Here is a 15,698-nt window from a genome sequence, read left to right on the forward strand (position 1 = left end):
TTCTATCTTTTTAGTTTATTTCTGTTTTTATAGCAATTGGCTTTGCCGCACAGTTCGCATCCATATTTCCGCTTGACCATGCGGGGACCATAAGCAAGAATACCGCTGACCGACTTAATGGGTGACATCAGGGAAGAATCACTCAACCGAATCCCACAAGGAGATTCGGGCAGGCAACTGAAAAGTAACTGTTGCTGTGTGACATGCCACCCGCAATAACCGGGACTGTAAGGATGGCTCACCCCATAGCCTAAAGCGAACATCTGTGTTTCCACCTTCCGGCACACCTCACGGACGACAGCTTCGGCAATCGCTGAACCATAGGCATCCAGAAGAAACTCCCGCAGAATGTCACCCCGGGCGCACGTTTCATGCTGAAAAGCCTCAAACTCACGCCCCGCAGTGGCCACAAAGAGCGCATAGCCCGCAGCATCTTTCAGATAGGGAGTAATAACGGCTCCCGTCTTCAGGCAAATCCCATTCACTCCCACTTCGCAAGTACCGGCCGGTTCGGAATCGAACAGAATATACAGAAACCGGGGAATACAAATGCCGGCAATCTCTTCTTCGAGTGCACGGCACATTGCCCGCATCTCTGCGTCGGGCACGTAACCGGCACCCATCGAAAGACTGATGTCCTCCGGATCGAGCCTCAACGAGGTGAAAGGCAGGCATCCTTCAACGATATGCGGATTCATAAGCATGTTCAGCAGGCGTTTATCAACTTTTTAGCCATGATTACGGCTGCATTGGCATTACTGGTATAGGCATCGGCACCGATAGACCTGGCAAAAGCATCGCTGACAGGCGCACCTCCCACCATCACCTTCACTTTTCCCCTCAATCCGGAGGTTTCAAGGGCATCGATTACCTCCTTCATATAGTTCATGGTAGTGGTGAGCAACGCGGACATACAAATGATGTCTGCCTTGTTCTCCAGTGCCGCAGAGATGAATTTGTCACTCGATACGTCTACTCCCAGGTTGATGACTTCAAATCCACAGCCTTCAAACATGGAGGCGACCAAGTTCTTACCGATATCATGCAGATCTCCCTTGACCGTACCAATCACAATCCTGCCGATGTACGAATCGGCCTTTCCCTGCATCAGTGGTTTGAGTATATCGAGCGCACCACGCATGGCACGTGCGCTCATCAGGAGATTCGGCACAAACACCTGTCCCGATTCAAAACGTGCACCGATGGCTTCCATGCCCTTGATCATATATTCATTGATGATCTCCTGAGGTGCGACTCCTTCGGCAACCGCTTCTCTGGTAACGCTGACTGCCTGTTCCAATTTACCCGCCAAGATGGCTTCATATAATTCATTGAGGTTATTCATGGCATTTATCATTTATAAGATTAATAATGTATATATACGTACTCTTTCCCAACGAACCTCTGACATAGATTCATTGCATTGATGTATCCTCATCCGGCAACAGTTGCCGGCCGATTTTCATATTGTCAATAATTATAGCCCCGCAAACGGTCCTCAGCGGAAATCCTTTAAAGCATCGAACATCGCAACTACATTCTCGACGGGAACATTGGCCTGAATGTTATGGACGGCATTAAAAACAAACCCTCCGTCACGTCCCAATATCTCACACTGCTCCTTTACATGGCGACGTATCTCGTCCGGAGTGCCGAAAGGCAGTATCTTCTGCGTGTCGACCCCTCCTCCCCAGAAAGTCAGCCGGCTGCCGAACTCCTCTTTCAACCTCCGGGAATCCATGTCTTTGGCATTAATCTGGACCGGATTGATAATGTCGAATCCGGCTTCGATCAGCCCGGGCAAAATGGGAATGATAGCTCCGCAAGAGTGCTTGAATATTTTCCAGGTGGTATGCTGATGTATCCAGTCGTTCATCCGCCGATAGTGCGGCAACCAAAGTTCGCGGAAGGTATCTATGGAACAAAACTGCGACTCTTGTGAACCGAAATCTGTACCACATGTCAGCACCACCTCTATTTTATCTCCGAGTGCAGCCCAAAGTTTCTCATAATTAGCAATGGCAATATCAATCTCTTTCTCAAATACCTGATGCAGATAATCCTGCCGCATGGCTGTAGACATATACCACTCCACCACACTCCGGATCCCCTTCGGCTGCTTCAGCCCCATACCGGGAACAAAAGCAACGTCTCCCAAGGCTGTGCCTCCGAAACTGGCCACGACGGCCCGGCCGGTCTGATATGCTTTATCTGTCTCCGAACGGTAATAAGCCAGATCTCCCTCCGTCAGCAATCCGAACTCTTCCACATTGTCTTCCGGATTCAGTTGTTCTTCGTCAATGGGGTGCTGACGCTCGATGGCATTAATAAAATAGCATCCTTTGGGCATCACGGCACTGGGGGGATAGCTTTTATCTCCTCCGGCATACACATAAACATCTCCTTGAGCATCGGGAGTAAGATCCATCGCTTCAGGCACCAGCACCAGTTGTCTCCAAGGTGTTGTCTGTTCACGCATACGGGTTACATCCAGATCGAAAATATCTTTAGGACCTCCTATACCGATACAGTCCACCCCGATCTTTTCAGCCAGTTCCGCATCTACTTCCCCTAACATTTGAAAGGCATCCACAATCTTTACCGGCCGGGGTTCCAGCCCATAATAATTCCTCAATGCTTCTACAATGCGGCAATGAATGCCTGTAACCGCTGTTGCACCGAAATCGACCGGTACACTACCTGTATTCCGGTGATTGAGTGCACTGCGCACTTTATCTCTTGATCCGTTCATAGCATTTACATTTTAAAAGTATATTTTCGGTTTATCTCAAATTCCTGCTGACAGGCAATGTCTTCGGAAGAGCCTCCTGCCATGACTGTAAAACGTCCCGGTTCCACGGCCCATTCACCGTCCCGCATATACAGGGCCAACGACTTCTTGTCGAGAGTAAAAGTTATTTCCCGGGCCTCACCTGCTTTCAGGCGTACACGGCTGAAAGCACGCAGCTGTCTGTCAGGGGTTGTAAAGCTGCCGACTTCATCCCGCAGATAAAGCTGCACCACTTCGTCACCATCCACTGTACCCTGGTTGCGTACAGTTACCGATACATCTACCCGGCAGTGATTGCTTTCTTCACTCACCCGAACCTTCATGCCGGTATAGGAGAACGTCGTATAGCTAAGGCCATAGCCAAAAGGATAACGGGGAGTACCCGCCTCTTCTATATAGCGACTGCGATTTCCCTTACGTTTCGTATTATAGTACACCGGAAGCTGTCCAACCGAACGCGGAACGGAAAGTGTGAGACGACCTGCCGGATTGTAATCGCCAAATAGCACATCTGCCACAGCATTTCCTCCCTGCATACCCGGATACCAGGCATCAAGAATTGCATCTGCTTCCTGAATGACTCCCTCCATCAATAACGGGCGCCCTTTGATCAGGACCAATACCATCGGCTTGCCCAATTTGCGAACCTCTTCCAGCAATTCCAATTGTCTGCCCATAAGATGAAGTGTGGCACGGTCATATCCCTCTCCACTTTCCATATCACTGACCCGGTTTGCAGAGACCTTGGCGGCTCCTGTCTCTTCATATTCCGAAGAAAAATCCCGGGCACTCGATCCTCCTACTACCATCACCACGACATCGGCACTACGGGCAGCCTCTATGGCATCGGCAAATCCGGTACGGGAAGAATCCCGCACGGCACAACCTTTGGCATAAAGCACACGGGTGTCTTTAGAAACTTTTTGCCGGATGCCCCCCAGAACAGTCACCACAGAACCGTCTGCCTGAGGGGCTGTATAGTCACCAAGCATATTATAACCATTATCGGCATTGGGACCTATGACGGCAAGGGTACGAATATCCTTCTTCAACGGTAACAGCTTGTCTTCATTCTTAAGCAGAACGATCGACTGACGGGCAACTTCACGAGCCAGTCCGATATGCTCGGGAGAGGCAACCAGTTGTGCCGGACGCTTATCATCAACAAACGGAGCATCAAACAATCCCATGTGGAATTTGAGAGATAATATGCGGCGTACCGACTTATCTACTGTCTCCATAGCGACATCTCCTTTTCGAACTGCGGCAACCAGTTGTTCCGCATATACATTCGTCCCCAGGTCACTATCCACCCCGGCATTCACAGCTTTCACGGCTGCTTCATAGTCACTGCCTGCAACTCCGTGTTCCCGTAATCCGCCAATAGCATACAAATCGGACACGACGAAACCTTTGAATTGCCAACGGTCTTTCAAAATATCTGTCAGCAAATAGCGGCTTCCGGTACACGGATTACCGTCTATTTCATTATACGAACTCATCACCGACAATGCTCCTGCCCCTACAGCTTCACGAAAAGGAGGGAAAATAGCTTCTTCCAGTTCACGTTCGCCCAGATGGGCAGTACCTCCGTTATGTCCCCCTTCGGTCCAGCCATACGAGGCAAAATGCTTGAGAGTGGCAATTACGCTTTTACGCCCCCTTAGTGTGTCCCCTTGAAAACCGCGTACCAAAGCAGCTCCCATCACTCCATTCAGATAAGGGTCTTCTCCGTAAGTCTCTTCCACACGTGACCAACGCGGATCGCGGGCTAAATCAAGTACCGGTCCATAACCGATATGCGCTCCCTGAGCACTTGCTTCGGTTGCAATAACACGCCCCATCTGCCGGATCAGCTCCGGATTCCAGGTACTGGCCTGACCAATGGAAGTGGGAAAAACGGTTGTACCAATCGCCATATGTCCATGAGGGCATTCTTCTGCCAGGAACAACGGAATGCCCAAACGGCTATGCTCCATGACAAAAGCCTGAAGACGGTTGGAGGCGCGGGCAGCCAATGAAGGATTGAGGCCGGTATGCAGCGTGCGCTGTGTCCATGGATCGGCCCGCATAAAGCCCCAGAGTGCCCCGATATGATATTCGCTGATTTCCTTTTCCAACCGTGCAGTCAGGCGAATTTCCTCTCCCACCCGTTCGTACATCGGCCATCCCAATGAAGTAAGCATCTGGCCTACCTTTTCTTCCAGCGTCATCTGTGACAGAAGGTGCTCCACACGCTCTTCTACCGGAGCAGAGGGGTTTTCATAGGTATCCATCTGCCCGTTCTTATTCAGATCATAAAAAAGGAGCCGCGTTGCTTTATCTTTTTTCTTCCCGAACGTATCCTTGCCATGGATCGGGCATATGGGAATCACTCCCAGTAACAGAATACACAGTAATTTCATTTTCATTGTTTCTGAATTATCTGGTTAATATCATTTACCGTCTCTCTAATCATATCCACTGTCGAATCCGTTGCATAAACCGAATTCAACCCTTGTTCTTCCTGCCCGGGATCTCCCATGTAGTCATCTCCTTTTTGCCAGAAGAGGTGGCGGGGTTGTGCAAATCCACCCCATGCCCAGAAATTACATCCTTGAAAAACGCCTTTCCCGGCAGCATGCTTTTTGACGATATCAAACACTTTCCTATAATAAAGGTCTCGTTGGACAGTCGGACTGTCCGAGGCAAACTTTACGCTGTCTCTCGGCAAACCGAACTCTTCAAGCACCAACGGCTTGTTTATCTTATGGGCCTCTTGGGCATGTATGTCAATATAAGAGCAAGTATTCTTTATGGCCTGTCCGAGAGTTCCCGGAATATCTTTCTTATCGATCCATCCCCAATTGTTCGGCCAGATATGAATCGTGGCATAATCGATATTGGCATCGGCATGAATGGAAGTCCAAAGTGAAAGATCTCCTTCACAACCGGCCATTCCCTCCGATCCGACCGAGACCAGATGATTAGGGTCCAATGATTTAATAAGTGCCGCACAATCCGCAATCCACGCCGCAAAGCTTTCCTTATTCTCCTCACCGAACGGACGGGGCTCATTTCCTATCTGCCAGGACATGATCGCAGGATCTTCACTGTATTTCTTTCCCGTGTACCGGTTGACACGATTCACGACGTGGGTAACATGATTCCGGAACAGACGGTGTGCTTTTTCAGACTTAGCGTATTGTGCCACATAACCGGAGAAAGCATCCCATCCGGCTATATTCGGCATCGGTACCTCACCGTGTCCCGCCCAATAAAGGTATTGGGAATATCCGCCCGACCACTCCCAACTATTGTTCAGGAAAAGCACGGCATACATATCCCGTTTGCCCAACTCCGATAAGAAATAATCGAGTCCGTCGAAAATAGTATCGTTATATACGCCCGCTTCTATCTGAAGCGCAGGTTCAGCTTTGGTCGGGATACCATCTTTTCCGTCGGCCCCGACAAGAACACGCAGGTTATTGATTCCATGGGCTTTCAGGTGATCGAGTTCACGAAGCAGCCTTTCACGATTACCCCCCTGCCCCTGTGACCCCAATATGGCTCCATACCAGAAATTGGTCCCAATATAATAGTAAGGTTTTCCATTCACCGTCAGACGCCCGTCTGACACACGGACAAAAGGATCGGAAGAAATCCGGGGAGAAGTACATGCCCCGAACACGACCAGCAAGGTCAGTAGTATACTCGATAGGGTTTTCATAATTATCAGATGTTTTATTTATAAGATTCTTTTCACTCTGTAACTGATATTGCAAAGATAAGCGTCGTCCGCATATATACCTAATACTATCTTAGCATTCCATGATATTATTATAAGCAGGTTAAGGCCAAGTATAGAAATCGGGAATCTCATCTGCAAAAAGTACCAGGGAATCTTCCTTAAACCGGCAAAAATCGGTTGCAGCCGGATGTCCTTTATAAGGAGCAAACCCGGACCAGCTACACACATAGTTCAAAGCTACTCCTTCCGAACGCAGGATGGACAACAATTGCGTATACCACAACGAGTCACGGGTCTGTGTACCGGTCTCGGTAATGGCCGAAAGTTTTGCATGCTGCCGGGCATACTGAGTCAGTATACGTGCTTTCAAAACAACCAGAGAAGTGTCTCCTCCATCCGGACGAAAATCCCAGTAATTATCCATTCCTACCACATCTACATATTCATCTCCCGGATAGCGTTCCAGGTATTCGGCTTCGGTAGTAAAGCCACAATCAGGAGAGAAAGCATACAGAAAGTTATGTACCTGCAGAGAGTCCCTGAGGTAAGTGACCGTAAACCGATATAATTCTTTAAACTCCTCAACCCGGCAATGATTTCTGCCCCACCAGAACCAGTTGCCATCAAACTCATGCCAGGGACGGAATATAATGGGAATCAATTCTCCGTTGTCGGCTTTTGCATTGTGGGCAAAGTCGGCAATGATTTTCAGGTCAGCCTTAAATATAGCATGATGGGAACCTCCCGGTAAGATATGGCGGACCACCCGGGTGGTATCATAAAAGTTTCCACCGGTCACCGGATTGTAATAATGCCAGCAGAATGTAATCACGTTACCTCGGTTATATGCAGCATGAAACTTCTGCCGGATGTAATCCGGGTCTTTTGTTTCCCAACTACGGGGATTTGTAAAATGAAGAAAATCAAAGCTGGCCAAAGCAGGATAAGTTCCCGTTACATCGTATGCGTCACATCGGTTCGCTTCATCCCGCCAGCGTGTGGTATCCGAGTCAAACCCATCCATTTCATAATTATGTTGTCCGTAAACAACCTGTTTCCCGGTCAGTTGGCGCAAGTTATAAAACAAAGCTGCCGTCCGTTCAGTCGCGCCTGAATCAACCAGCATCTGTCTGGTTTCTGTCAGCAAATTCCTTTGCGGGGGAACACAGGACAGGATGCAGACCACAGTAGCAATGTATATTCCAATTCTTTTCATTGATAATCTATTTGAATGATATCTGATGTCTCACTTTCACAATCCCACCGTGATACGGAAGTCAGGCGATAATAATAAGTCCCTTTTAAAGGAGTTCCGTCAAAATCGAATCCATTATCGGCAAAGGTGCATGTATTTCCAGCTACAAACGTCACAAACGTACCTACCCCGACTGCAAAATCAGGAGTCTTAGCACGATAGATGCGATACATTTCCGCATTTTCCGTACAAGTCCAGTACATACGGTTATTATCGATTTGTTTTACCACCGGAGGTATCGGCTTATCATTCCCCTGTACTTCCGTCACCACTACCGTATGATTCCGGAACGGAGCAGAGGCCGGATAAAAGGAGGTATTGTGAGAATCGGAAACAGAAATATAATATTCTATTCCTTCTTCGGTAATCCCGGAAGCAGGCAACGTCAATGTGAAGACAGCTCTGACCCGGCGTTCAAACGGCAACTCTTTCCATACTTTATCTCCCGGTTTCCGATAGTGAAGTGTTCCGGATACAACTTCGGGCAAGCGGTCTTCAACCACAGAAAACCGGATATGCAACGGAGCTCCCTTCATTACGGAAGTCACCGGAGAATTAATAACAATAACCGGTGCTTCACGATCTGCATTTCCAGCCGGACACCGGGCAGGTATTCCCAAAGGACTCTTATGCCCTTCAACATCCACCGTGTACACCGAATAGACAGCAACTCCATGAAACATATCCCGATAGCATGTCACACCGGCTGCCAATGTATCAATTTCTTCTCCATTACGACAAACAACAAAAGCCTTTGCCGCCGGTTCTTCATTACGCCAACTGACCAATGCTCCCTCACGGGTTCCCTTGGCTGTGATATGCGAAGGTGCCTGTACCCGCTGTTGCTTACGAAGTTGATTGATTTTCGCTACATAATTCTGTTTGACAAATCTATTCTGAGTACTCATGATATTCCCGTAGGACGAAATATCCTCGATACGATACAGGAAGCTGCGCGCCCATTCATCCATCTTTCCGGGTAAATCATCCCACCGATAAGCTTCAAAACCGGCATTCAACGCAATGTGGCAAGCAGCACCCTGAATGCGCGCACGCAACCGGGAAAGACGCAACCTCTGAAGTGCATCCGGAGTAACCGCCATACAACTATCAATGGTTTTCAATTGTGCTTCAGCTAATTTTTCCGCCCCGGCTATCACATCAAAAGGTTGAAAACGAATATACAATGTATGAATACCCTTCAATCCGCTCACCGGAACCGTCAGCGTTCTCCAAGATTGCCACCCTTCCGTATTCTTTACCTCAAACCGGGCGATAACAGGGCCTTCCAGACGGTCCAGACAAACAGTGGCAACCCCACCCGAAGATGCAGAAGCGACCCGAACGGACATCCGCTCAGGACTATTACTAAAATCAACCGCAGGATACTCCAACCAGTCATCCGCCATAATATACCCTACACACTCACCACCTTCATCACAAGGGGCATTTTGGGTACCTTTCTTCTCTTTGTATCCGGTAGCTTCTATCTTTACGGTTTCTCCATTTTTCCCGATAAAAGCCATCGAACAAAGGTTCATCAACGGATAAGTATGCACCACCTGATTAAATCCGGGTGTTTCCTGACACTCGCCAAAGTCAGTGGCAAAAGGCTCGTTTTGATTGATAATACCGGTAATGGCATCGGCCGCATTTTTCCCGTAACTGGCACATGCAAAATCCCGATATACCTTCTCCGAAGAATCCAGTACTTCACGCTTATACCAGGGGGCCTTACTGATATACCACATTTTAGGAGAAATAGCATCGGCCAGTCTCCACGTCAGTGCATAAAAACCATTCATATTGGGAGAAGCATCTCCAAAGGCCCGGATGGTTTCCGAAAGATCCACATTATAAGGATAGTAATATTCAGAACTGTTAAAATCCCGTTCCAACCAGGGACATCCCCAGTATTCACGACTGCCATACACACTTCCCGGTTCGAACGCTGCCGAATAATAAGATATGGGAGCACAAATAACATCTTCGGGCAGACTATTCACTGATTCCGGGGTCAGCCCCCACCCCGATACAGCTATACGGGTAGAAGGCGACATCCGCTTCATCTCTTCATAGAATCCATCAAAAACTCTCCGCCAGCGGGCATAAAAAGCTTCATTCTTCTGACCCTCAGACTGGAAACAAAGCAGATAATCCAGTTCCGGATATTCACAGGCAATTTCTGTAACCTGTGCCTTAATTACTTCTCTATTATCCGGCTCAGTCTGATATTCCGGCAAGAGGACATCGATATCCAATCCTAAGCCTATTTTCACACCACGCAAATGTGCATAGGCGATCACCTTGCGGAATATAGTTGCTCCTTTCTCTTTGATCTGGCTATTCGTCAGCGTTTCATTATGTAACCCATAATCAGCTCCAAAATCATAGTCATCATAAATCCCGGATGCTCCAAAAAGATATTCATTGACATCCCATCCGGGGCAACACCATCCGTGTCCGGTCTTTATGGTAGGCATCCATCCACGTGACAAATGACCTTTATACTCAAAATTATGAAACAATTCATTATGCCCGCAAAACCCGTTATAGTTATGAATCATAATAAAATTCATCCGCATCCGCGCAGCCTGATCTATGATGTAACGCCAATCATCCCATGAATAAATCGTAGACGATTGCGGAAAATTAGTCCAGGGAAGAAATCCGCGAACGGTCATTGTCGGCGTACGTTCATCCCGGATAAACGGTAACTTTGTCTGCGGCTTTTTTTTATCGGGATACACATCCCCGTTCATATAGAAACGCATTCCTAAATGATCCTCCAATAACCCATATACGCCATAAAGCAGTCCACTGGCATCCGCACCGGCAATAACCACCAGTTGCCTGCCTTTTTCCTTCACTGTCCGAATGACATACCCCTGTGCTCCGGGCACTGATGCCAGAGACAGCACTCCATTGTCTTTCCAGGAAGTCATCAACGGATGATCCAGTCTTGTAAGCACAAATTCCGTTTTCCTGTCCGGCACCTCTCCATGTCCGACAGATAATAGCCGCCCGGACAACTGATAGTAATATCGTTGAAGCTCTGCTGCCGCATATTCTTCGACCGGTGTACCCGAAGTAGCCAATAAAATCTGTGCTTTGATTGTCGATGCTGTCATTGCCAGAATCAAAACAGCCAGCAGGTGATATGCCATTCGTTTCATTTCTATTTTATTTTATTTTCCAGATAAGTTTTAAGTTCATTGTATTCACGCCACACACGCTGGTTCAAAGAGCTAAGAACTCCCAGTTCTCCACGTGAATGAACCCGTTTCACATAAGTATCGAACATCTCTTTGATTGGTGCTGAAAGCAATAACCGGTATGCATCCGCATATTCCTGTGAAGCATCTATTTTCTCACCTTGCGCTTCTTTCTTCTTTAAGGTAAAAGCAGGCATCATAGCCTGATCCACCTCTCCCAAGAGAAGTTCAAAACGAAACATTGCTATGAAACGTTCCAGATTATCCCGCTGCTCCCCTTTTAACTTTTTCAATAATGATTCTCCGGAAGACACCAGTTCTTTCCGTATCCGCACATTATTTTCGTCCAGCAGTCCCCATTCCGGAGTATAGGCGTAAAACTCCGGCGAAGGCACATTCCACTGAATTTGTTTCCGATCCATTCCGGCAAGCAACGGGGTCATTTTTTTAGCCGCATCTTTTCCGAACTCCTCCGTCAGAAATCTGTCATACAACTGCTCCACACTTTCTTTGGCATCTTTATCCGAAGCAAAATGGGCAAACGTTCGGAAATTAAAACGAGGTTCCTCCGTACGCCAGTGGATAGCAACCACTCCGTCCAGATTCTGTTTAGCGGCAAGTTTCACATGTTCACGCATCATATGGACCCTTGGCTGAAAATGCCACAACTGGTGATCGCCTTCCAACCAGGGAACTGCCCATACATTACGGTTCCGGGCAATCTCTCCCAAAAACTCCGGTTGTGGACTTTTCCCCAGATCCGGATTGAGACAACTGAAAATAATATCTTTGGGCAAAGCTCTGTCCAATCCTTTCAGCAATGAAGGTAACTGATGTCCTCCTCCCCAGCCACCAAGGATCAATTTGGCATGCGAACCCTTTGATTTCAGATAATCATAAGTCAGTTTCATATATTCCAGCGCCCACACTCCGACAAAACGGGCCGATGAATCGGCCGCTTCCTCAAAGAAGCTTTCATTTTCCCGATAAGCACGGGCAAAAGGTGCATTCCGCAATGCTTTCTGAGTATCGACTCCCATAAACGAATGTTCATTCAGCCACATCCAGATGTAATCAATATCCGGATAAGCTTTCAGGATATCATCAATTGCAGCATAATGTATCTCGGCTGCTATCTGACTTTTCGGATTCGGAATCATATTCGATTCACCCGGCCAATAGAAACAGTCTCCGGCTACATTCAAAGAAAAGTATTCGGGAGGAATCACTCCGAATTCAAATCCCATAGCCATACGAATTCCCCGTTCATGTGCCATTTTCAATACATCACGCATCAGCCCCTGGGCCCTTTCGTAATGCTCCCGGGGAGAGTGCGAGGTAACCGAACCGTCATTACCGAAAGCTTCTGCCCCTGCAGGTAAGTGGAATGCTTTTCCCGTATCATAAGCAAAGTTTTTCACAGCCATCGGCAGATAGCCCCAACGTGCAGTCAGAGAATTATCAAAACAGGCTTGAGGAAGAATATTCTTATATTCTATTTTTATCATAGGTTCCACATAAGTGGCATAACGCTCACCACCCCCCGTATAATTGTGGAAACCAATGAAGTTGATACCATTTTTCTGACATTCATCCAGATAATTCCGGTAATCTGACAAGTTCCATGAAGTAGGTCCTGACAAGAAATTATGCCAGGGAAGTACCCCCCTGATATTAAATTTCTCCTGTGCCTGCATCCCCAGACAGAAGAACAAACCGATAAACAAATATTGAATTTTCCGCATTGTCATTCTTTTTTTATTCATATTGCGGAGTGAGTTAAAAAGAGGGATAGTTATAAGAAAACTGCCCCTCTTTTACCAACTCTACCCTACATCAGGCAGTCAATAAACTACCTTTCACTAAACACACCTTAATCTTTGGGAACAATACGGAAATTATCAAAGCAGATATCCGTATCTTCCGCCCAACTATTACCCATAATCTGTAAAACTCCATCATTAGGAATGTCCCCTTTCCACATTTCTCCCAGGTCAATAGAAACCGTTTTCCACTCTCCGTTCGTATTCAAGGCGAGTCCCGATGCAAAAGGTTCCCAATCGTAATTAATCTGCGAGAAGTAAAATCGGATCTGTCTTTTGGTCAATGGCTTGATTGTATTTACTTCAAACTTCAGCAAATATTTATCCTGATCGGCAATAACCTCGGGAAAGTATTCGACAGCACACTGTGCAATAGTAGTCACCTCGTTCCAGTCCCAATCATTCGCATCTCCCTTATTAATCTTGAAACGGGAGAATTGTCCGCTGTACGGAGCAGGAACGGGACCATTTATCACATATTTACCACCTCCCCAACCGGTGAACGGGTCAAAGTCACACAGCATATTGCCCTTTTCCATATATTTACCGGGAACCATGACTTCTCCACAAACCGGGCTGACTAATTTAATTTTTGAACCTATTACGGCATCCTCCGGCAACACAAAACTCAGACTGTTACCGGTTGCTTTTGTTATCTCCGCTTCTTTTCCACCAAAGAACAGCTGCCCCGATTCGGTCGTTATCTCATAAAGATCAAAATAATCGCCAACCACCTGCATCGTATCACCTGCCGGCGTAAATTCATTGAACATACCGTTCACCTCCAATTCAGGAATAAACACCGATATCGGAGTAGTTACGGTAGAATTTCCGTTTCCTAAAGTTATCAGATTATTTACCTCTCCCGGAATTACCCTGGGGATCGGAAAAGTTATTTCTCCGGAAGTGATATACGCATCTCTCAAATCAACCTGTACATCATTTACCAGAATCGAATTAACAGCATTCAATCCTGTACCTTGCACAATGATATATTGTGCAAGATTAGCCTGATCGATCCCCTGTTCGCGATCGAGTACCGTAGATACCCGGGTGACAGCGAGAGGGGCATATTCCACTTCATCATCTTTACACGATGCAAACAGACCACAGCCCAGAATCACCCATACGAATAAAATATATCTAAATGTTTTCATTGTATCTTCAATTTTAAATGTTACGAATGTATTCATTACCATCCCGGATTGTTAGAATCAATCTTATCATTAGAGTTCACCTCACTGGTAGGTATCGGATATAGAAGATTACGCTCCAAACGACGTTTAGTCACATTATGCTCATCCATATCGATGGCATTCATCACATCCAGATAGATACCCCAACGGAAAAGATCATAACGGCGGTCAGCTTCATAGGCCAATTCACGGGCACGCTCTTCCAATACAGCCGAACGGAATTCATCCTGATTCATTCCGGAGAACGGAGTGGCATGGGCACGCGTACGAATACGGTTCACCTGATTATAGGCCTCAGCGTCCGGTCCGCCATTCAATTCATTGACAGCCTCAGCATAAATCAACATTATATCCGGCAAACGGAGTAACGGAAAGTGAAAATCACTGTTTTTTTGTTTCCGGTCTGTAACAAAAGTAAATTTCGTCAACTTCGCCAATGTCCACCCCTGACCTTCATGATAGACTTCCGTACCATCAAAAGCATTGCCCTGACTGTCATATACCTCCTTATTCTCCACTTTATCTGCATACCAACGGGGATAATAGTTATAGATAACCTTACCATTGGATATTCCATCCGACGCATATCGGTGAATAACTCCATCGACAATACGCGTATCCTGTTCTTCGAAAAGCAGATACCAGTGATCGCGCATACCATACCAGTTACCTTCCATCGTACCGTCTTCTTTGAAAATGCCCACATAATCCTGGCAGATCGTGTTTCCAAAGTCCTTATCACCGCTGATGGCCTGTGCCATCCAGATGTGTTCTCCCTTATTACGGTTTCCTATGGCCCATACGTCCATATAATTATCAAACAGGGTATATTCGTTTATCACCTCCCAAGCTTTGTCACGTGCCAACGCATAATACTTGGCCGGATCAAAAGACTCATAACCTGCAACAGTCTTTGCAATGTGCGTGATAGGTTGTGGTTCAAATATATTCGGATCTCCTCCCTTAACCACGATAGGCACACCGGACATCGCCCCGGAAGCCATAGTAACATATACTTTCGCCAATAACGCTTTGGCAGCTCCGCTCGAGGCACGTCCCGCTACAAACCCGGAATCATCTTTCGAATACATCCCTTCAGCTTGTTCCAGCAATTCAATGATATGTGTGTATACGTCCGATACCGAGGCACGAGGCTGGCTCATAGCTTCCCCTTCCGATATTGATTTCCGGAAAATAGGCACAGGACCGTAATTTCTCACCAGGTTAAAATAAGCCCATGCTTTAAGGAAGCAGAGTTGTGCCAAAGCGTCCTGTTTACTCTCCGGAGTCAGGTTATTCATAGCCGAGATCTTGGATATACCCAGATTTGCCCGGTGAATCAACGTATAGCTGCCCTGCCACATATGATCTATTCCCCAGAATCCTTGTGGATTACCTGCTCCGACATTACCAAATGCCCATGATGCACCCGACGCATAGTCACAATCCATATTGGTCAGATAAAGATAAGAACCCGGAGCAATAAAGCTGGTAATCACTGTATTATAAGTACCTGTCACAAGCTGGGAAGCCGCACTCTCACTGTCTCCCAACTGTTCGGGTGACACAAAATCATAGGCCTTTTCTTCCAGCAAATCATTGCATGAACATGCCAACAGGACTGTCCATAGCAATAAAAACGATTTGAATATTATTTTTTTCATGACTTTTCTTGATTTGAGTTAAAC

General features: G+C 46.9%; 10 protein-coding genes. All 10 read right to left on the bottom strand.

All coding sequences use genetic code 11. The features are described 5' to 3' along the window. Positions 1–2: 2 nt before the first annotated feature. The 10 genes from FDF36_RS14075 to FDF36_RS14120 all read right to left on the bottom strand — a co-directional run bounded on the left by FDF36_RS14075 (position 3) and on the right by FDF36_RS14120 (position 15,674). Positions 3–704: a vitamin B12 dependent-methionine synthase activation domain-containing protein gene (locus FDF36_RS14075; protein ID WP_220391757.1), complete on the bottom strand. Its 702-nt coding sequence runs from the start codon at positions 702–704 to the stop codon at positions 3–5. Positions 705–706: 2 nt separating this feature from the next. Beyond that, positions 707–1,345: a corrinoid protein gene (locus FDF36_RS14080; RefSeq protein ID WP_032541477.1), complete on the bottom strand. Its 639-nt coding sequence runs from the start codon at positions 1,343–1,345 to the stop codon at positions 707–709. A 153-nt stretch (positions 1,346–1,498) separates the two neighbouring features. Beyond that, positions 1,499–2,752, bottom strand: coding sequence for a uroporphyrinogen decarboxylase family protein (locus tag FDF36_RS14085; protein ID WP_220391758.1), 1,254 nt, complete (start codon positions 2,750–2,752; stop codon positions 1,499–1,501). A 5-nt stretch (positions 2,753–2,757) separates the two neighbouring features. Further along, positions 2,758–5,202 carry a glycoside hydrolase family 3 N-terminal domain-containing protein gene (locus tag FDF36_RS14090; protein WP_220391759.1) on the bottom strand — a complete coding sequence of 815 codons (2,445 nt, stop codon included), beginning with the start codon at positions 5,200–5,202 and terminating at the stop codon, positions 2,758–2,760. Next, a complete protein-coding gene (locus tag FDF36_RS14095) occupies positions 5,199–6,500 on the bottom strand; it encodes a glycoside hydrolase 5 family protein (RefSeq protein ID WP_220391760.1) in 1,302 nt (433 codons plus the stop codon). Before FDF36_RS14095 ends, FDF36_RS14090 begins: the two co-directional genes overlap by 4 nt. 121 nt (positions 6,501–6,621) lie before the next feature. Continuing rightward, positions 6,622–7,737: a glycoside hydrolase family 26 protein gene (locus FDF36_RS14100; protein WP_220391761.1), complete on the bottom strand. Its 1,116-nt coding sequence runs from the start codon at positions 7,735–7,737 to the stop codon at positions 6,622–6,624. Next, complete coding sequence (locus FDF36_RS14105) at positions 7,734–10,952, bottom strand: carbohydrate-binding protein (RefSeq protein ID WP_220391762.1); 3,219 nt, start codon at positions 10,950–10,952, stop codon at positions 7,734–7,736. The genes FDF36_RS14100 and FDF36_RS14105 overlap by 4 nt, the downstream gene beginning before the upstream one ends. Before the next feature lie 2 nt (positions 10,953–10,954). Beyond that, positions 10,955–12,736, bottom strand: a complete 1,782-nt coding sequence (locus tag FDF36_RS14110; RefSeq protein WP_220391763.1) for a hypothetical protein — start codon at positions 12,734–12,736, stop codon at positions 10,955–10,957. A gap of 128 nt (positions 12,737–12,864) precedes the next feature. After that, a complete protein-coding gene (locus FDF36_RS14115) occupies positions 12,865–14,007 on the bottom strand; it encodes a glycan-binding surface protein (RefSeq protein WP_022011984.1) in 1,143 nt (380 codons plus the stop codon). Then, the gene (locus FDF36_RS14120; RefSeq protein WP_005775548.1) at positions 14,007–15,674 is read right to left on the bottom strand and encodes a RagB/SusD family nutrient uptake outer membrane protein; all 1,668 of its coding nucleotides are present in this window, start codon (positions 15,672–15,674) and stop codon (positions 14,007–14,009) included. Before FDF36_RS14120 ends, FDF36_RS14115 begins: the two co-directional genes overlap by 1 nt. Positions 15,675–15,698 lie beyond the last annotated feature (24 nt).

It is taken from the genome of Bacteroides fragilis, assembly GCF_019583405.1.
In the GTDB taxonomy this organism is placed as follows: Bacteria; Bacteroidota; Bacteroidia; order Bacteroidales; family Bacteroidaceae; genus Bacteroides; species Bacteroides fragilis_B.